Source organism: Clostridium aromativorans, assembly GCF_020908015.1.
Lineage (GTDB): Bacteria > Bacillota > Clostridia > Clostridiales > Clostridiaceae > Clostridium_B > Clostridium_B aromativorans.
Map to the genome: position 1 here is coordinate 67,178 of NZ_JAJJPB010000015.1, position 20,047 is coordinate 87,224.

17 protein-coding genes, 1 pseudogene and 2 riboswitches are annotated in these 20,047 nt (G+C 33.7%); of the genes and pseudogenes, 8 read left to right on the top strand and 10 right to left on the bottom strand.

Features of this window, described 5'->3' with window-relative positions; genetic code table 11:
• Positions 1–16: 16 nt before the first annotated feature.
• Positions 17–1,255 carry a D-alanyl-D-alanine carboxypeptidase family protein gene (locus LN736_RS12005; RefSeq protein ID WP_150355674.1) on the bottom strand — a complete coding sequence of 413 codons (1,239 nt, stop codon included), beginning with the start codon at positions 1,253–1,255 and terminating at the stop codon, positions 17–19.
• A gap of 282 nt (positions 1,256–1,537) precedes the next feature.
• Between LN736_RS12005 and LN736_RS12010 the strand changes: the two genes are divergently transcribed.
• The gene (locus LN736_RS12010) at positions 1,538–2,146 is read left to right on the top strand and encodes an NUDIX hydrolase (RefSeq protein WP_150355673.1); all 609 of its coding nucleotides are present in this window, start codon (positions 1,538–1,540) and stop codon (positions 2,144–2,146) included.
• Between the two features lie 75 nt (positions 2,147–2,221).
• On the opposite strand, the gene LN736_RS12015 is transcribed toward LN736_RS12010, so the two are convergent.
• Positions 2,222–3,703 (bottom strand): nicotinate phosphoribosyltransferase, encoded by a 1,482-nt coding sequence (locus tag LN736_RS12015; RefSeq protein ID WP_150355672.1) that lies wholly within the window; start codon positions 3,701–3,703, stop codon positions 2,222–2,224.
• 141 nt (positions 3,704–3,844) lie between these two features.
• Between LN736_RS12015 and LN736_RS12020 the strand changes: the two genes are divergently transcribed.
• Positions 3,845–5,860 carry an ATP-dependent helicase gene (locus LN736_RS12020; protein WP_150355671.1) on the top strand — a complete coding sequence of 672 codons (2,016 nt, stop codon included), beginning with the start codon at positions 3,845–3,847 and terminating at the stop codon, positions 5,858–5,860.
• Between the two features lie 60 nt (positions 5,861–5,920).
• The gene (locus tag LN736_RS12025) at positions 5,921–6,784 is read left to right on the top strand and encodes an SAM-dependent methyltransferase (RefSeq protein ID WP_150355670.1); all 864 of its coding nucleotides are present in this window, start codon (positions 5,921–5,923) and stop codon (positions 6,782–6,784) included.
• 135 nt (positions 6,785–6,919) lie between these two features.
• Here LN736_RS12025 and LN736_RS12030 read toward each other — a convergent pair whose 3' ends face one another.
• Complete coding sequence (locus tag LN736_RS12030; RefSeq protein WP_150355669.1) at positions 6,920–7,150, bottom strand: helix-turn-helix domain-containing protein; 231 nt, start codon at positions 7,148–7,150, stop codon at positions 6,920–6,922.
• A 166-nt stretch (positions 7,151–7,316) separates the two neighbouring features.
• Here LN736_RS12030 and LN736_RS19135 point away from each other — a divergent pair, with 166 nt between their 5' ends.
• Positions 7,317–7,457: an aspartyl-phosphate phosphatase Spo0E family protein gene (locus tag LN736_RS19135; protein WP_150355668.1), complete on the top strand. Its 141-nt coding sequence runs from the start codon at positions 7,317–7,319 to the stop codon at positions 7,455–7,457.
• A gap of 220 nt (positions 7,458–7,677) precedes the next feature.
• On the top strand, positions 7,678–8,604 hold the full coding sequence (locus LN736_RS12040) for a bifunctional helix-turn-helix transcriptional regulator/GNAT family N-acetyltransferase (RefSeq protein WP_150355667.1): 927 nt from the start codon (positions 7,678–7,680) through the stop codon (positions 8,602–8,604).
• Positions 8,605–8,866: 262 nt separating this feature from the next.
• Here the strand turns inward: LN736_RS12040 and LN736_RS12045 are convergent, their stop codons facing one another.
• The 7 genes from LN736_RS12045 to LN736_RS12075 all read right to left on the bottom strand — a co-directional run bounded on the left by LN736_RS12045 (position 8,867) and on the right by LN736_RS12075 (position 15,179).
• A complete protein-coding gene (locus LN736_RS12045) occupies positions 8,867–9,463 on the bottom strand; it encodes a thiamine phosphate synthase (protein ID WP_150355666.1) in 597 nt (198 codons plus the stop codon).
• Complete coding sequence (thiH, locus tag LN736_RS12050; protein ID WP_150355665.1) at positions 9,460–10,569, bottom strand: 2-iminoacetate synthase ThiH; 1,110 nt, start codon at positions 10,567–10,569, stop codon at positions 9,460–9,462. Before thiH ends, LN736_RS12045 begins: the two co-directional genes overlap by 4 nt.
• 12 nt (positions 10,570–10,581) lie before the next feature.
• Entirely contained in the window at positions 10,582–11,352 is a 771-nt protein-coding gene (locus LN736_RS12055; RefSeq protein ID WP_150355664.1) for a thiazole synthase, read from the bottom strand.
• 49 nt (positions 11,353–11,401) lie between these two features.
• A complete protein-coding gene (gene thiS, locus LN736_RS12060) occupies positions 11,402–11,596 on the bottom strand; it encodes a sulfur carrier protein ThiS (RefSeq protein WP_150355663.1) in 195 nt (64 codons plus the stop codon).
• A 38-nt stretch (positions 11,597–11,634) separates the two neighbouring features.
• Entirely contained in the window at positions 11,635–12,948 is a 1,314-nt protein-coding gene (gene thiC, locus LN736_RS12065) for a phosphomethylpyrimidine synthase ThiC (RefSeq protein WP_150355662.1), read from the bottom strand.
• An 81-nt stretch (positions 12,949–13,029) separates the two neighbouring features.
• A riboswitch (TPP riboswitch) is annotated at positions 13,030–13,140 on the bottom strand.
• A 48-nt stretch (positions 13,141–13,188) separates the two neighbouring features.
• Positions 13,189–13,288: riboswitch (TPP riboswitch) on the bottom strand.
• 53 nt (positions 13,289–13,341) lie between these two features.
• On the bottom strand, positions 13,342–13,968 hold the full coding sequence (locus LN736_RS12070; protein ID WP_229981608.1) for a DUF3786 domain-containing protein: 627 nt from the start codon (positions 13,966–13,968) through the stop codon (positions 13,342–13,344).
• A 221-nt stretch (positions 13,969–14,189) separates the two neighbouring features.
• Positions 14,190–15,179, bottom strand: a complete 990-nt coding sequence (locus LN736_RS12075) for a G1 family glutamic endopeptidase (protein ID WP_150355661.1) — start codon at positions 15,177–15,179, stop codon at positions 14,190–14,192.
• A gap of 267 nt (positions 15,180–15,446) precedes the next feature.
• Here LN736_RS12075 and LN736_RS12080 point away from each other — a divergent pair, with 267 nt between their 5' ends.
• The 3 genes and pseudogenes from LN736_RS12080 to LN736_RS12090 form a co-directional block, all read left to right on the top strand.
• Positions 15,447–16,028 carry a DUF1788 domain-containing protein gene (locus LN736_RS12080; RefSeq protein ID WP_150355660.1) on the top strand — a complete coding sequence of 194 codons (582 nt, stop codon included), beginning with the start codon at positions 15,447–15,449 and terminating at the stop codon, positions 16,026–16,028.
• A 20-nt stretch (positions 16,029–16,048) separates the two neighbouring features.
• Positions 16,049–19,615: a BREX system P-loop protein BrxC gene (brxC, locus tag LN736_RS12085; RefSeq protein WP_229981609.1), complete on the top strand. Its 3,567-nt coding sequence runs from the start codon at positions 16,049–16,051 to the stop codon at positions 19,613–19,615.
• A 25-nt stretch (positions 19,616–19,640) separates the two neighbouring features.
• Positions 19,641–20,047, top strand: a pseudogene (locus LN736_RS12090) (BREX-1 system adenine-specific DNA-methyltransferase PglX); the annotation flags it as partial.

Sequence of the window (20,047 nt, forward strand, 5' to 3'; positions counted from 1 at the left end):
ATTTGTTTGCTGAATTCTATCTGGTGATAGAATTTCTTTTTTGAATAATTTTTATTACCAGACAGCATATGAAAAATAACAGTAAAGCTTTCAAGTAAATGGGAATACTTTTCTTGAAAAGTTCCTGTTTTGATAAATCAGAATAGATTTTATAACTTTTAGAGAAATTTCTTTCTTTTATAGTCAAATCACCTAATGGGACCTCACCCTTTAAAGCTTTTGAAGTGGTATTTGAAAGATTTATGTTCCTCTTTAGCTCCTTTTTATTGAGGTCATTAGCATAATAGGTTACATTTTCTTTAATTTTTATAGGAACTTTTATATTTATATAGGGACCTGTAAAATACAGAGGTCTGTATTTTACAATCTCTTTTTCAATTATGGAATTCTTTTTATATAAAATACTTCTTGGCTCATTATAACTCCAGTTTATTATTTTTTCCATATCATTGAATACATAGGTATCTTTAGGATCGTATATTGAGTTCATTACTACTCCTAATATCTGTCTTCCGTTTCGGCTGTATATAGCCACAAGACACCTCCCAGCAGGTACTGTGTACCCAGTCTTGCCTGCAATACAGCCGTCTTTTCCCAATAGCTTGTTTGTATTTTTAATGGGGAAAGTAAGTCCACTGGAAGTTTTTACTGTAGTCTGGTAAGTTCCCATGGTATTTTTTATCCAGGAGCTTTTAAAGGCCTCTCTTGCAATTATGCTCATGTCATAGGGCGTAGAATAATGATCTGGATTATGCAGGCCATTTGGAGTAACAAAATGGGTGTTTTTCAAATCAAGTTTTTTTATATATTCATTCATTTTTTTGGAAAAATCACTTGCATTTTTGGATATATTTTCTGCAATTACATAGGCCAGATCGTTGGCTGAGTGCATCAAAAGCCCGCTCATTACATCCTTTGCAGTCATTGAATCTCCTACCTTAATAGGATGGATGTCTTTATTTAAAGAAGAAGTGGGTTGATTTTTGGCATCCTCAGTATAAGCCAGCATATCCTTTGGCTTTTTGTTTTTTTCAAGCAGAATAGCTGTGAGAAGTTTTGTAGTACTGGCTGGATACACTCTTGTATCAGGGTTTTTTTCATATATTATTTCATTTGTTTGCATGTCTATTGTTATAGCCGCTTTTCCGTAAATGTCGGGTTTTGGATTTTTAGTTAAGTCAGCAGCAGATACTTTGTAATTTAAAGAAAATATAAATATGAAGAGATATAATAGTATGTTTATTCTATGCTTCAAAGTGCATCACTCCACTTGTCCAAAATTTATCCGAACGCTACCAGTGTTAATACTTCAACTTCTTAAAGCTCACGATAAGCACTGCTATGCGCCGGGATAAGTTCTTCTAAAGTTCAGATGGAGTAAGTATTCTTTATAAGCAAACTCTATCTGAACTTAAGAATCACTTGATATGTATATTTTATCTAAAACATATTATATAATTAATTATGACATTTTAAAGTATATCATTAAGAAGTGTATTTTACAATTGAGAACTATTGTATTCTAGGAGGTATTGATTTGATAGAAAGAATTGAGCATATATTTAGAGGTAGAAAAGGAAAAATTATGGGGGATTTTAGTAAAAGCGCAGTGGCAATTCCCCTTTGTGAAGAAGAAAAAAGATTAGATATAATTTTTGAAGTAAGGGCCTTAAATTTAAAGCATCAGCCGGGGGATATATGTTTCCCGGGAGGAAAAATGGAAAAAGGTGAAACTCCTCAGGATACGGCTGTGAGGGAGACCATGGAAGAATTAAATTTAAAAAGAGAAGATGTAGAGGTTATAGGTGAAATGGATTATGTTGTAACGCCCTATAATTTTATAATGTATCCCTTTGTATGCAAGGTGAGTAAGAAGAATATAATTCCAAGCAAAAGTGAAGTGGATCATATCTTCAAGGTGCCTTTAGAATTCTTTATGGAAAATACTCCTCTTGTCTATGAAATGCCTGTGGTTTCAAAACCTGGAAAGAAATTTCCATACAAGCTTGTGGTAAACGGGAAAAACTATAAATTTAGAAGTGGAAAAATAACAGAATACTTTTACCAGTATAGGGAATATGTAATTTGGGGATTTACAGCCTATATAGTAAAAAAATTTGCAGATATGATAAAAAGCAATTTTTAAAGGACTATGAGGATATGAAAAATGAAGATTTTCGACTTTTGCCGAAAATCTTCCAAATAATAAATTGAGCTGAACCTATTCATCGTAGGTATCAGAATATTTTCCAAGTAAGTGATGTTTTAAATCCCAAAGCTTTTTGGATAGATCTACATAATAATGATGGGGATTTTCAAACCTCAGTGTTTCAGGCCAAAGTTTAGAAGTTTCCTCTTGTACTAGAGCTTTAATATCTCTTACATCTGGACTTTCATATATAAGGTGTCCCTTGTCAAATATTTTTACCATCAATTCTTTAACATAATAATTTTTTATTTTTTTCCTTTTCCAGGTAAACACAGGATCAAATATTTCCAGAGGCTTATCTGTATCTATTTTTTCATCATGTAAAGCCACCAAATCTGCAATGGCTTTATTCTCCTCTTTATTGTAAATTCTATATATTTTTTTAAATCCAGGATTGGTTATCTTTTCTTCGTTTTCACTTATCTTTATTTTAGGTATTATATTTTCATTTTCATCCTCTATAGCGGATAATTTATATACTCCTCCAAATACAGGCTCCGATTTTGCAGTTATCAACCTTTCACCAACGCCAAAAGAATCTATACAGGCACCCTGGCTAAGTACATCTCTTATGATGAATTCATCCAGAGAGTTTGAAATAACTATTTTTACCTCTGAAAGACCAGCTTCATCCAATATCTTTCTGCATTTTTTGGTCAAATAGGTTATGTCGCCGCTGTCAATTCTTATGCCCTTTGGTTTGTAACCGTTGGGGATCAAAAATTCTTTGAAAACCTTTATTGCATTGGGTAAACCTGATTTCAGTACATTGTAAGTATCTATTAAAAGTATACAATTATTTGGATATACTTTTGCCCAGGCTTTAAAAGACTCGTATTCAGAAGGAAATAGTTGTATCCAACTGTGGGCCATAGTTCCAACAGCTGGTATTCCAAACATTTGGTCAGCTATAGTACAGGCTGTGGAACTACAGCCGCCTATAACTGCAGCTCTGGCACCATACATTGCTGCATCGGGACCCTGGGCTCTTCTAGAGCCAAATTCCATTACAGGTCTTTTGCCTGCAGCTTTACAAATTCTATTTGCCTTTGTGGCAATCAAGGTCTGGTGGTTTATAGTCAAAAGTATCATGGTTTCAAGGAACTGGGCTTGAATGGCAGGACCTCTTACAGTTACAAGAGGTTCACCGGGAAATACTGGATTTCCTTCTGGTACAGCCCACACATCACAGGAAAATTTAAAATTTTTAAGATAATTTAAAAATTCTTCTGAAAATTGTTTTTTGGTCTTTAGATATTCTATGTCTTCCTGGGAAAATTTTAAATTTGATAAGTATTCTATAATCTGCTGAACTCCAGCCATAATGCAATATCCTCCATTGTCCGGGATACGCCTGAAGAACATGTCAAAATAAGCTATTTTATTTCCCATATTGTTTTCAAAATACCCATTACCCATGGTGAATTCATAGAAATCTACCAGCATAGTAAGATTCCTTCCATTTGTAATGTCAAAATTTTTCGAGCTTTTCATAATAAAAATCTCCTCTATTTATGTTTTAATTTGGGTAATTGTGAACAAAATTATGTATATACATATTGTAATACTTAACATAAAATATTACAAGGATTATGGGATTCAATAGGTTGATTACAAATGTGAGGAGTAGATGCAATGGAATATAATTTAGATATAAATCAAATAAGGGCGGTACATAGTGAGCTAAAAAATGTAATGATCTGTGCGCCACCGGGTTCAGGCAAGACGACGGTTATTATAAATAGGGTGAATTATTTAATAAACACTAAAAAGGTTGATCCAGAAGACATATTGGTGATAACTTTTACAAGATCCTCTGCTTTTGACATGAGAAACAGGTATTTATCAATTTCAAATACAGAAAATATACCTTTCTTTGGAACTTTTCATTCTCTGTACTATAATATACTGAAAAAATACAGAGGTAAAATAGAAATGATATCATTGCCAAAAGCATGTCAATTAGTCAAAAATGTACTCGTATCATATTTGAATTCCATAGGTGATGAAAAAGTAAAAGAAATTTTAAATGATATATCTCTTTTAAAAAATACAGGATATAATATAAAAGACTTCAAGAGTAAATCAGACAAGACTGTATTTGTGGAATGTTTTAATAAATATGAAGAATATAAGGCAGTAAATGGTTTAATGGATTTTGACGATCTTCAATTGAAAGTTAAAAAAATTTTTCGAAAAGATAAAAACATTTTGGACTATTACAGAAAAAAATTCAAATATATACTGGTGGATGAATTTCAGGATTGTGACAAAGTGCAGATAGAAATTTTACAATTAATCGGCAGGTATAATTATCTGTTCGCAGTGGGAGATGAAGATCAATGTATATATTCCTTTAGAGGTTCCAGGCCTGACAGCATGGTGGATTTTAAAAAATACTTTCAAGATGGAGAAAAGCTTTTTTTAAAAATAAATTATAGAAGTGCAAAGAATATAGTTGAAATGTCCAAAAGTGTTATATATAATAATAAAAATAGAAATTTGAAATCTATTTGCAGTAGTAGACAGGAAAATGGGGAAATTGGTTTTAAGATATTTCCAAGAGAAAAAGAACAGGCTTACTATGTGGCAAAATCCATAGAGAAGCTTGTAGATAAAGGTAGATATGGACACAAAGATATTGCCGTACTTTATAGAACCAACATAGAATCAAGAATTCTAATAGATGCCTTTTTGAAATACAATATAAAATTTAAATTGTTGGATGTACAGTATAATTTTTTTGATCATTTTATATGCAGGGATCTAATAGCGTATTTTAAATTTTCTGTAGATATGTGTGATAAAGAAAGTTTTATGTCTATTATAAATAAACCTTTTAGATATATAGGAAGGGTAAACATAGAAAAGGTGAGAAGAAACAAAGTAAGTGAAAACTGCTTTGAAATTTTAAGAAAAATAGATGATATTCCCATTTTTCAGCTTAAAGTTCTGGATGATCTTCAGAAAAAGATGAAAAAACTGAACAAAATAAAATTAAAGGATGCTGTGGAATTCATATTAAATAAGGTGAATTACCTGGATTACTTAAAAGTTTACTGTAGTAAATCAAACAGAGATTTGGAAGAATTTCAGCATATCTTACGCGAATTCAAAGCTTCTTGTGAGGATTTTGACACAATAGATGAGTTTTTAGATCATGTAACTAAGGTGAAAAACACTATAGAGCAGAGTGCTAAAGAAAAAGACAGGGTCATATTAAGTACAATTCATGGTGTGAAGGGAATGGAATTTAAAAATGTATATATAGTAAACTGCAGTGAAGGACTTTTGCCCCATGAGAACAGCATTGAGAATAATCTCGAGGAAGAAAGGCGCTTATTTTATGTGGGAATTACAAGGGCCATAGATAATTTGAGTTTGTGCTGCAGCAGTACCATAAGGGGAAAAACAGTTCAGGTGTCCAGATTCATAAAGGAGTGCGGTATATTTAGTACATATGATTATGCTGAAAAGTTGCATTTAAAAATAGGAGATGCTGTAGTTCACAAATTATACGGAGGAGGAAAGATAGTGGATAAAAAATATAATTCCATAAGTATACTATTTTACAATAATATAGAGAGGGAATTTAAATGCTGTGCACTTTACAGCAGCCAATTGATAGAGAAAAAACAAAAAGCTTTGTAGTAAACAGTATAAATATTATGTAAATTAAAATAAAATGTAAACTAAAAGGAGAAATATATAATGACAAAAGCAGCAACTAAAACAGGAACAGATCCGACAGCACTTGTAGCTATTGAACAATATTTTCCTGAAACAGAGCGTATTATCGACGATAACTTGGCAGATCAAATACTACCCTCTGGAAGAGGTTTTTTATGGATGATGCATCTTAACTCAGTTAGAAATTGGATGGTGCGAATTACTGAGAAAAACTTTCCTGGTCTCTGGAGCTGTATGATGTGTAGAAAACGGTATATAGATGAAGAGCTAATAGATTCAGTCAATAAGATCGGAGCAGTAGTGAATTTAGGAGCTGGATTTGATACTCGTGCATATAGATTGAAAGAGCTTTCTGATATTCCCGTTTGGGAGCTAGATCAACCCAAAAACATTGAAGCTAAGAAGATTCAACTTGGCAAAGTGTTCGAAACTATTCCATCACATGTAAAGCTTGTTCCAATAGACTTTGACCATCAAGATATAAACACTAAATTGAAATCTCATGGGTATTTGGCAGATAAACGAACATTTTTCATATGGGAGGGTGTTACACAATATTTAACTGAAGAAGGTATTAGATCAACATTTGACTTTCTTTCAAAAGCTGCACCGGGAAGTCGTCTTGTTTTCACGTATGTTCGTAAGGATTTTATTCAAGGTCAATCTAAGTATAGATGGGACAAGATATATGAAAAATATGTGATAAATAAGATCTGGATTTTTGGAATGGAGCCGGTAGAATGGCCTAATTTTCTAAAAGAATATGGATGGCGGGTGATTGAGGATATAGGTTATGATGAAATGGCTGAGAAATATGTTGTACCTACTGGTAGGAAACTGGCTTCAACTCAAGTAGAGCGGATGATTTATACAGAGAAGCTGTGATACGTTCTAGAGTCCTACAAAAGAGCCTATCTGTATTCTATGACAAAGGCCTCATCTGTAAAAGGTGAGGTCTTTTAACTCTATTCAAATTATCTATAAATATGAATCAAGTTAACGCGAAAATAATATTGCTTTTTAATTGCTTTCCATTGCTTTTTCGATACTTGAAATAAAGTCACTAGCTTTTATATCTAAACTTTTGCAGATTCTAAAAATGATGTTTAAAGTTGGATTTCGCTTCTGGCGTTCAATCATGCTGATATAGGTTCTGTCAACATTACATTCATGTGCAAGATCCTCCTGAGATAATCCACATTTTATTCTGCGGTTTCTTAAAGTTATAGCAAGTGCATTTTCTAATGTCATGTAAACCACCTCTCGGATTTAATTTTAAAAAAAATGTTACAAATTGTCTTCATACTATAATCTACAACAAGCGATTTTTGTGATATAATTTAAAAGTGTTTTGCAATAATTTGTATAAATGTTAAACTTTAATTGTTATTTATAAGAAAGGCAGGTTGAAATTTACGTGATAAATGATAAAGTAAACGATTTGAGAGAGAGATTACATAAATTAATTGAGGAAGAGGCGGATTATAGTGAAATATTAGAGGCAAGTCAAAAACTAGATAAATACATAAATCAGGTTACGAAGAGTACAAGCAGTTGAGAATTTATTGTGATAAATTGATAAAACTTTATAAGCTTAAAAAACTTCTGTTTTTATAATGGAATTCCTTTTAAGAAAGGTTTGTATGATAGATAAGAAATGCAAATAAATAATTGATATTAAAAATATACAGATAGAGTGTTAAAACTATTTGACTAAGTCAACTAGTTTGCTTATAATTATTTTTATGAGAATAAATAAACTAGTTTGGAGTGATTTTATGAAAAATAGAAACTTAAACACAATATCAGAGGTAAGAATTTTTAGTCGATTTTATACAAATGTCTTGGGACTTTTAAATCAAGGTATACTGGATAGTGCATATTCATTAACGGAAGCTCGTATACTTTTTGAGATTAATAAAACTAAAGAATGTACCGCTAATATTTTGATTGATAAACTAAATATTGATAAGGGATACTTAAGTAGGATCTTAAATCGCTTTAAATCGGATGAATTGATTACTAAAGAAAAATGTTCTGGGGATGGACGTTTGAATTTCCTTGAATTGACAGAAAACGGTAGGAATGTCCTATCAAATCTTTCAAAAAGATCTGATAAACAAATTTCTAATCTAATAGATCACTTAGATGAAAGTGAAAAGGAAAGTTTAGTTAATTCAATGGAATGTATTATGAAATTACTGTCTTATGGTAAAAGAGCTTTCAATATTAGATCATATAGAGAAAGTGATATAAAATACATTATTGAAAAACATAGAGAATTATATAAAAAGGAGTTTGGGTTTGGTAATATATTTGGAGATTATGTTGAGAAATATTTAATTGAATTTCATAAAAAACATAATCCGGATTTAGAAAATATATGGATTGCAGAAGAAAGTAATAAATCCGTTGGCGTAATAGCTATAGCTGCAGATAAAACAGATTCTTCTTTAGCGCAGCTTAGATGGTTTTTAATTGATCCAAGTGAAAGAAATAATGGATTAGGTCACATGCTTTTAGACACGGCAATTAATTTTTGTAGAGAGAAGAATTATAAGCATATTTTTTTATGGACTGCTGATGTACTCAAAACAGCCCGTTATCTTTATGGAAATTATGGATTTAAGCTAACTGAATCAGCTGATAATACTACGTGGACAGACCATCTAATTAAAGAAGAACGTTGGGACCTATATATATAATCATTTGCCTTCGATGAAAGTGCCTGCATTTGGAATCTCTTTCAGCAGTATAAATTCTAATACTGTGGAAAGCAGCGCTGTAGAATTTGAAGATCCATTCGGAAATAGGTTGGGCATAACTGATTATACTAAAAAATAATCCATTTAATATAATGCATATATTGTGTATAGAAACGGCCTAGCAGTTCAATATTGCTAAGCTGTTTCTATGATAACCAATCATCATATTATGGTAGGTGAGGAAAATTTAATTGTTGATTTTTCAAAAATGTTCTTTTAAATTTCGTGTCGTAAGATATGGATCATCTGAACACATTACAAGGGACATTACAGCAGCACCATAAATATCAGTTTTCAATAATTTATCTATGTTGCTTTCATTTATACCGCCTATTGCTATAATTGGAATTGAAACATTTTTCAGCATATCTTCCAAAAAAGCAATTCCTCTGGGTTCTAATCCCTTTTTACAATTTGTTTTGAAAATGTGTCCTGCCAGAAGGTAATCTGCACCCTTTTTTTGCACATTTGCCGCCTCTAAAGTGCTGTGAACAGATACTCCTAAAATACCCTTGAATTTAAAATGTTCATTCATATAATCTGCATAATTTGTGTGAAATCCATCAGAATTTACTTCTAGAGCAGCTTCCATATTGCCGTTTATTATAAGAGGTACATTTTGAGGTTCCGTTATCTTTTTGATTTTTTTAGCAAGCTGAATTATTTTACTACAGTCCAAATCTTTTTCACGTAGAATTACGGCATCTGCACCTGCTTGTACTGAACTTTCTATTATATCAAGCATGTTGTTATTTTTTACAAGTTTTCTATTCGTTACTATAAATAGCTTTTGTTTCATAGTGCTATAGGTTCCCAATCCTTCATTACAGGAAAATATCCTTTTTTGATTATTGCCTGTTTCACCTCTGTTAAGCTTCTTTTATCGGAGTTGTCAAATTGCATTTCACCAGGATTCTCCTGAGTATGTCCTCCAACTTCCGTAGATACGCCTGCAGACATTTTGGTGACACCGAGAGGTATGAGATTGTCCCTCATTTCCCTGGATTCTCTTGTGGTTATGTTGGTACCTGATCTTGGAATAAAGAGTTTAAGTGCAAGCAGTATTTGTACCATGTTTTTGTCACTTATTTCATGCAGATCTTTGAAAAAACCTGCATGAGGCCTTATCCGTGGAACTGAAAAATTCACATCTACTCCAGGAAATTTTTTTTGTATATATGCACCGTGCAGTCCACCTAAAAAAGCTTCTTCTCTCCAGTTATAGAGACCATAAAGCGGGCCGAGACCTACGGAATATATACCAGCTTCGCAGGCCCTTTCTGGTGTTTCAAGTCTGTATCTGTAATTTTTCTTTGGACCTCCAAGGTGGACCTTTGAGTATACTTCCTGGTTGTAGGTCTCCTGGTACATAGTAAGACTATCTGCACCGGCTTCAACAAGTTCTCTGTATTCTTCCTTTTTAAGAGAGTATATTTCCAGACATATTGAACTGAAATATTTGTTCATTATTTTTACACAATCTCTTATATAGGAAACAGGCGAATATTTTCTGGATTCTCCTGTCAAAATTATTACATGTCTGAACCCCATGTCATGTACAGCTTTTGCTTCTGTATCAACTTCATCGAGAGTGAGTACCTTTCTGTTTATTTTATTTGTACAATTATATCCACAGTAAGCGCATCTATTTGAACAGTAATTGGCAACGTACATGGGAGTGTACATGACAACGTTTCTTCCAAAGTATTTAAGTGAAAGTCTGTGAGATTTTTGAGCCATCTCTTCCATATGCTTTTCGGCAGTAGGAGAGAGAAGCGCCAGAAAATCCCATTTATCCAGTTCCTCTTTATCTATTATTTTTTCAATTTGTCTGTCTGTAACTTTTTTAAAAAAGTTTTCATAATCAAAATCTTTTAAATTTTGCACTACATCATAAAAGGTCATTTTAAACACTTCCTATCTTAAAAATCCTGTAAGAGGAGATGAGGCTACGGCGACTTCTTTTTCAACACCGGGTTTTGAAAGAAAAGCTTTCCTTCCTGCTTGTATTGCAAGCTTGAAAGCTTCGGCTATGAGTACAGGGTCTTCTGCTGTTGCAAGGGCAGTATTTGCAAGTACTGCATCGGCTCCCATCTCCATGGCTTCTGCGGCGTGAGATGGCTTCCCTATACCTGCATCCACTACAACTGGTATATCTATTTCGTCAATTATAATTTTTAATAGTTCTTTTGTCTTAAGACCTCTATTTGTCCCGATAGGTGCACCCAGAGGCATTACTGCAGAGGCACCGGCATCTACAAGTCTCTTTGCATCCATTAGATCCGGGCTTATATAGGGAAGTACAACAAATCCTTCTTTTACAAGGGCTTCAGTAGCCTTTAAGGTTTCATAGTTGTCGGGAAGCAAGTATTTGCTATCTGAAATAACTTCTATTTTAACCCAATTTCCACATCCTGTTGCTTTAGCTAAATGTGCGAGCCTTATAGCTTCTTCTGCATTTCTTGCACCGGATGTATTTGCCACGAGTATGCAGCTTTTATCTATAAAATTCAATATGTTGTCATTTGGTTCTGCAGCGTGGATATCCATACGTCTCAGTGCTACGGTTATAATTTGTGCTTCAGAACTTTTTATTATATCAGGCACTATTTCATTTGATGTAAATTTACCAGTCCCAATAAAGAACCTGCTCTTTATTTTTCTATTTGCTATTATAAGTTCATCCATAAATTAAAATCTCCTTTAATTTTGATTTATTGTATATAATGTAAATTATCTAACCACCTCCGACATAACGGATTATTTCTACTTTGGAAGTGCTTGATAATTTTTTGGATTTGTACTGTTCCCTGTCTACTAACTCTAAATCCACTTCAATTACAACGGTGTTTTCGTCTATATTTAATTTGTTTAGTAATTGTGATACTGTCGTTTCGGGGGCAAAATCCAATTCTTCTCCATTTACGGTCATTTTTACACCTCATTTCAAAAGCAATTGGAATCGATGTTCTAGTCTTTATCCCGAAGGATATTTATGTTTTTTCCTTCCATTACCTTGTTCATGTTTCTTACAGCACACATTTTTCCACACATGGTACAGGTTTTTTTATCTTCAGGTGTTGAGCTCTTTCTGTATTTTCTGGCTTTTTCAGGGTCTATTGCAGTATCTAATATTTTTTCCCAGTCAAGTGCTCTTCTGGCCTCAGCCATTTTGTTGTCCCAATTTCTTGCACCTTTGATTTCCTTTGCAATGTCTGCAGCATGGGCAGCTATTTTGGCGGCTATAATTCCATCCTTCATATCCTGCAAATCAGGCAGTCTGAGGTGCTCTGCAGGAGTTACATAACAGAGAAAATCCGCTCCATAAGTTGCAGCAATAGCGCCGCCTATGGCGCTTGTTATGTGATCATATCCAGGTGCTATATCTGTTACTATGGGACCTAGTACATAAAATGGAGCATCATGACACAGCTTTCTTTCAAGCTTCATGTTGGTTTCTATTTCATTAAGAGCCATATGACCGGGCCCTTCTATCATTACCTGTACATTTCTTTTCCAGGCTTTTTTTGCCAGTTCACCTAAGGTCATGAGTTCCTTTATCTGGCTTGCGTCTGTAGAATCATCTATACAGCCAGGTCTACAGGCATCTCCCAGACTTATGGTTACATCGTATTTTTCACATATGTCAAGAATTTTATCGAAGTATTCATAGAAAGGATTTTGTCTCTTATTCAAGTTCATCCAAGCATACATCAAGCTGCCTCCTCTTGAGACAAAATTCATAAGTCTCGGGTTTCTCTTGAATATCTGTGCTGCTTCCAGATTTATACCGGCATGGATGGTCATAAAGTCAACCCCATCTCTTGCGTGGGCTTCTATAACGCTTAAAAGTTCCTCAGCAGTTATATCCTTTAATTCTTTATCATAAAAACCAACTGCATCGTATATGGGTACAGTACCTATCATAGAAGGAGACATAGCCACTAACTTGTTTCTAAATTCTCTTGTTTTCCCAAAACAACTTAGATCCATAATGGCCTCAGCTTTCATGTCTATTGCTTTTTTCACTTTGTCAAGTTCCAGATCTATATTACAGCAGTCCTTTGAAATGCCAAGATTGACATTTATCTTTGTTTTAAGCCCTTTTCCCACGCCTTCTGCACTTAAATTTTTATGATTTTTATTGGCTGGAATGACAGCTTTGCCTTTGGACATAAGGTGCATGAGATCCTTGACATCCATATTTTCCTTTTTGGCTACTATACGTATTTCTTCCGTGACTATTCCTTTTCTGGCAGCATCCATCTGGGTTGTATAATTCATTTTATCAATCTCCTTCTTGATTTTATGGATAAAAAAATAGGGAGCAAATGCTTCCCATAGGATATAAAAACTCTGAATGTTTTTTAAAACAGCGTAAATTTCCCTACGTTGGCATTATCCAAATCAGGTTATAAGGGTAAAAGATAGTATCTTACTCTCAGCCTATCAACATGGGCTCCCCTGTAACATTGTATTTTTAAATAAAAAAAGGAGTGTCTGATGAAAACACTCCTCGAATACACATTTTAAATATTTGCTTCCCTACGGTAGTGTTAACTACATCAAGTTCAAAGGGTCAGGTTTTACCTTCTCAACCGAAACGGTTCCCCCACAAACAATTCTATTTACTTTACATATATATAATAGCACTTATCCATATATATGTAAACATTTTTAAAAATTTTCCACTTGTTTTGCACATCTAATCAATTCGTCAGCCGCCTTTGAGCACAGGGAGGCCAGATCTTCTATGTGAATTTCTTTTGAGGCAGAAGAGTCAAAAAAGATGTTTGCCTGGGCTTCGAATTCTTCATCTGCCAGCCATAAGACCAGTACAACGGGCACATTTGGAAATATGTTAAACTGAAGTGACATATCTCCCAGGCATAGTTTTTTAGCATCAAGTTTTTTCCCGGCCTTTAGAAATAGTTCATCTCTGTTTCCGAAGTATTTGGTAAGTTTGTCTATACCATGGCCGGCAAAAAAATCATAGGTGCAGCCTACACCTTCTATTTCCCTGTAGGGTACCCATTTATTGGTCAGTCCACTTTTGGTGCATCTGCAGAGATAGCTCATGATCAGTATTTTATCCATTATCGTATCGGATTCATAAGATAGATCGTTGTGATTAAAATCCTTTAATGTAATAGAGCCTTCCGGATAGGAAATTAAATATTCCCTGTTAAAGTATTTTAAGGTGAACATATTCTTTTCAGCGTCATATTTTGCTCCACTTTTTTGGACAATTTCTTCCAGGGGACGCCGGCTGAATTTTTTACATAGATCCTTATAACACAGCACATAGTTGTTTTTCTTGTTTCCTATTGTGAAACACCTCTTTTCTATCAAGTATTTTTTGAAGCAGGAGACATGATATTTTAATTATATACTATTTAATATATATAAAAACAGCATTATATTTGTGAATGATAATGCTGTTTTTGTGTTATTTAACATAATATTTTTTGGCTTTACACTTCAAAACGGAAGCCGATTATGAAATTATCCGGCTTCTTTTTTGACTAATAGGCAGCAGCTGCTGCAGGTTGTCTGTAATGAGAATAATCTCCGGGATATCTTGAAATATGTTTTGATAAATTATCGGATCTATGTCTGAAATTGGAAATACTGTTGATGTTATTGTTGTAACTGGAGTTAGTAGTTGTTGTAAATGATTCACCATCTGCTCCGATCTCAGAGGGATAAATTGCGATATTTCCACCATTTGATATCATGGCAACAGGGTGAATTTTGTTGCTGGAATCAGATAATGAATTTCCATTGACTTTGGCCGATTGATATTTTACCTCATCCGCGTTTGCTAGAGGTAGAAGCTGATTGTTCTGATTAGCCGGATCTTCGCTGATCCATTCTGCGGATGTGCCTATTTTCTGCTCATAGGAAGAATCAAGGGTAGTGGATATAGTTTTTGTTACTGCTTCTCCTTTAGGCGTAGTTGCAGTGAATGTTAAATTCCATGTGGAATTCGAAGCCTTGGATATAGTTACACTGATAGTTGAGCCAATTGGGATACTAACTATATTCTGGGCAGCATCGGGCAATTTTTCCCAAAAAACTTCAACTATAGGTTGTCCATTTTGTATCTCCTCTATAGTTCCCATTTGAAGGAGATCTTCAGAATTTACTCCTCCCAAGCCTATCCATTGTGCGGTTGAGGCATTTTGACGATTGGATGTAATATTAGGTACTGTCCAACTTCCTGAAACGCTTGTATAAGTATTGTTCTGGGAAACAGGTACAGCTATATAGCCTGCCCAATTACCTGATTTTTCAGTGCTAGCTGGAAGATTAACCCTATTTATGGTGTTTTGAGGCTGGTAGTTATAAATTGAATGAGTTATATTCCTCTTTGGAAAATAATTTGATAAAATATAGCTGCCTCTGTAAGTATCGCCGAATTGTTCCTTTGCAATTGCAGATCCGGCTCCACTTCCCAATACCACAAATAATGCCAGCAGCAAAATTTGAAGTTTTTTTAAGATGTTTTTCATTGATTAATTTCCCCCTTCCATTATATTTATAAAAAATGAGTATATAAAAACTACTTGATATACAATAGTTTCTCGCTAATATATTACAAAATCGTGGTAATAATATTACCATATTGTAAATTTTTTGCCTTCAATTATATTTATTGTGAAAGAAATTCATTGTTGGTTAAATCAGGTTCTGAATTTACAAGGTTCTGTAGAAGGTATTATTATTTGTGATATAATAATTACTATAAAATTGGACCGCGTAGGAGATTGAGATAAAATATGAAGGATATACATAAGAGGATCGATGAAATATTACCACGGATAGCTGATCCGTATTTCAGACAGAATAAGGGACTTGGAGATGAAATAGGATTTTATATTTTTGATTATGATCCTAAATATGAGCTTTTAATTAGGGATAGAGTTAAATTTATAGAGGAAAAGGCAAAAAAAGCCTATGGGCTCAATATAATCGAGTTTGACCTTTATGATATTATTTTGAACATTTTAAAATCAAAGGGATATCTTGAAAAAAACTTTGAGATGGAGAAAAAAAAAGGAAGCAAATATGTTTTAAATGCAACCAAGAAAGCTCTTAGACTTACATTGAAAAATGATCTTATGGTAGGGTATATAGCAGACAGGATTGGCGGAAGCGATATAATATTTTTAACTGGAGTTGGAAAATCATGGCCTATAATCGGATCATATGGAGTGTTAAACAACCTGCATAGAGTTATAGAAAAACAACCTCTTGTTATGTTTTTTCCAGGCACCTATGATGGAGGCTCCCTAATGCTGTTTAATATTTTAAAAGATGACAACTATTACAGGGCATTTCAATTAATAGATAAGTATTGAATTATGGGGGAGACAAAAAAATGAAATTTATTTTGAAGGATATGTTTTATAAAGAAATAGACAGGGATATAAAAGGTGTTATCAAAGTTGGGCAGGAAGATGATGAAAATGTAAAACAGGAACTAGATGAATATGTTGTAACCAGTGAGTTAAAGAAACACATAGATGAGTTTTTTGAAATGTATAAAACCAGTATACTGGAAGATACGGATAAGAACGGGGTGTGGATTTCAGGATTCTTTGGAAGCGGTAAGTCCCACCTTTTGAAAATATTATCCTATCTTTTGGAGAATAAAATTATAGATGGTAAAAATGCTATTGATTATTTTAGTGACAAGGGATTGGATAATTTTACTCTTGAGAATATGAAACTGGCTGGGGATACCCCGACCGATGTAATTCTTTTTAATATAGACTCCAAATCAGAGGCGGATTCTAAATCGAATAAAGATGCCATTGTAAATGTGTTTAATAAAGTGTTTAGTGAAATGCAGGGTTTTTGTGGATCAATGCCATGGATAGCGAATATGGAACGGCAGATGGTTAAAGACGGTGTATATGAGAAATTTAAAAGATTTTTTAAAGAGATGTCCGGAAAGTCATGGCTTGAATCAAGAGAGGATTTTTATTATGAGGAGGATTCAATTGTAAAGTCGTTATCTGAAACTACAAAGATGAGTGAAAAATCTGCAAGGAATTGGTACAATAAATGTGAAGAAAATTATTCACTTAGCATAGATAAATTTACATCTAGGGTAAAAGAATACATTAAATCAAAGGGAAAAAACCATCATGTTATATTTATGGTAGACGAAATGGGACAATATATTGGAGATAATACAAAACTCATGTTAAACCTCCAGACTCTGGTGGAAGATCTCGGTACTAAATGTGGTGGAAAGTGCTGGGTTGTTGTCACTTCACAGGAGGGTCTGGATGAATTTACAAAAGTAAAGGGAAATGATTTTTCTAAAATTCAGGGAAGATTTAATGTCCGGCTTTCACTGTCTTCTGCAAATGTTGACGAGGTAATAAAAAAACGTATACTTAGGAAAAAAAATACTGCCGAAAGTTATTTGAGATTGTTATATGAGCAGAAGGAATCAATAATAAAAAACCTGCTGACTTTTACATCAGATACTGCAGAAATGAAAATTTACAGGAATGAAAAGGAATTTGCAGAAGTCTATCCTTTTATACCCTATCAGTTTAATCTCATTCAATCTGTATTCAATGGAGTGAGGGAACATGGGGCATCCGGTAAGAGTCTATCCAGGGGAGAGAGAAGTTTGCTGGGGGCATATCAGCAGGTTGCGGTGGATTATATGGAAGAAGATACAAGGATGCTTGTCCCTTTTTCCTCCTTTTACAAAACTATAGAGATCTTTCTGGACTCCTCCATTAGATCAGTTGTAATTTATGCAGAAAAAAATGAAAAATTAGATGCCTTTGACGTGAAAGTTTTGAAACTGCTATTTCTTTTAAAGTATGTAAAAGAAATAAAAGCAAATATAGAAAATATATCTACACTGTTGGTAAATAGAATAGATGCAGATAAATTGCATATAAAAAAAGATGTACAGATTTCTTTGAAGAAACTTATGAGGCAGACACTCATTCAGAAAAATGGAGAAGAGTATGTATTTCTCACAAATGATGAACAGGATGTAAATAGGGAAATAAACAACATGCCCGTGGATATTGGAAAAGTCACACATAAGATTTCTGAAATCATTTTTGATGATATATATAATGGCGCTAAATTTTCCTATTCGAGAAGGTATCAATTTACTTTTAATAAAATAGTAGATGACAGAACAATTGGTTCTCAGATAAATGAAATAGGAGTGAGGGTAATAACTCCAAGTTTTGAACTGTCCCGTGATTCCAGTGAGGCCGAATTAAAACTTCTATCTGTCAGGGAAGGTAACGTTATTTTAGATATTTCACAGGATTATTCATATCTTGATGAAATAGAAAACATGTTGAAGATAGATGAGTATCTCAGAATTAAAAGCGGTATAAAATCCAGTGCTGCCGTAGAAGATATCAAGGTAAAAAAAAGCAGGGAAAGAGGAGAAAGAGCTAAAAGGGCTAAATTCTTAATAGAAGGGTCAATGGAAAAAGCACCTATATACATAAATGGAAGTTTAGTAGATATAAATGAAAAGAATCCTATAGACAGAATGAACAGTGGATTGAGAATATTGGTGAATTCCAAATACAACAAGCTGAATTATGTAGAAAAATTTACTAATAGTGTAAAAGAACTTTATGATATTGTGGATAAAAAATTTAACCAGATGAAGATTGCAGATACAAATCCAAATAAACTAGCGGTGGATGAGATACAAAATTATATACAGATCAGTTCATCCAGAAATCTTCAGGTTACAGTTAAAACTGTATTGGCTAAATTTTCAAACCCTCCTTATGGATGGAAGGGTTTAGATATAGCTGCTGTTATAATAGAGTTGTTTAAAAAACAGTGTATCAAGGTGATATTAAATGGGGAGGTAATTAGCCCCAACGATAGGGAAATAGTGCATTATGTTACCAAAAGGGAATATGTTGAAAGGACAATATTGAAGATCAGAGAGAGAGTAAGCCAGAAATATGTAGATACGGTAAGAGATTTAAGCAGGGATATGTTTAATTTTCTGTCCCTTCCCTCTGATGAGGATGGAATAATGGATATATTCAAAGGAGAATGTAAAAATGAGCTCTCTAAGATCAACGAAATGCTTGTTAATTTTTCTTCTAGAACGCGTTATCCTGGAGAAGAGGTTCTGCAATTGGGAAAAAGATTATTTCAGAAAATAATGGAGATCACGGATACAGTGGAATTCTTCAAAAGAATATATGATCTTGAAGAGAATTTTCTGGATTATGAAGATGATGTGGATGATATAAAAGCATTTTTTTATAAGAAAGAAAATGGTGTGATTGACTTTTCTTCTACAGGTGAACAGAAAATTATATTTGACAGAGCTGTGGAAAAACTGAAAAATTATGATGTAAATAAGGAATATATAGTAGATGATGACATGAATGTGATTATGAAGAAAATAAGAGAGATACTCAAAATGAAAAGACCTTATTCTCGAATACATGAACTGCCTGTTCTAATAGAAAAGTACAATGACAAAGTAGTAGTACTTTTGGAAGAAAAGAGCATTCCAATAAAAGAATTCATAGAAAAGTGCAGAGATCAAGTTTTTGATGTCTTGAAAACATGCAGCTTCAAAAGTATATTTGAAGACAAGGTAAGAGGGGAGTTTGAAGATCTTTACAATAGAGTTGAAAGTGCGGATAATTTTGCAGTGATAGCTTCTATGTCCGATTTGGCAGAGAAGGTCAAACTTAAATGGGTGAAGATAATAGTTGAAGAAAAAGTTCAAAAAATGCAAAGGAACAATGATAGAGGGCCTGAAATTGTTGTGAAAATAAAGACTCTGAGCATGAGAGAACTGGTGAAGGGTCAGAAAATTATAAAGAATGTCCAAGATATAGATGAAGTGGTGGAGTTTCTAAGAGGTAAGTTGAAGGAGGAACTGAAAGACAATACCATAATAAATTTGATATAACAGATGAGTTAGGGGAAAAGCAGCCGTGGATAAGAATAAGATAAAGGTATTTGCCGTATGGGCCAGAGAGAATTTAATAGAGGCAGTTAGTGAAAAAGCCAACCTGATAGGTGTAGGCGGGCAGAAAATAGACACTGCAGTGGAAATCCAGGGCGGATTCAAATTAAATGAAAGTGGAGACATATTCAAGCTTCCGAAGAATCAGAGAGATGCCCTTGTAGGGCAGGTAAGGAGAAGGGGGTTCAAGCCAGTCATGGAGGAAGCCGCCTATACCTGGTTTAACAGATTTATGGCACTTAGATATATGGAAGTTAACAATTATCTTCCCCTTGGTGTGAGAATACTTTCTTCAATAGAGGGAAAAAATGAACCGGATGTACTTTTTAGAATTTCAGAGACAATAGAGGAATTAAAACTTGATGGAGACAGTGT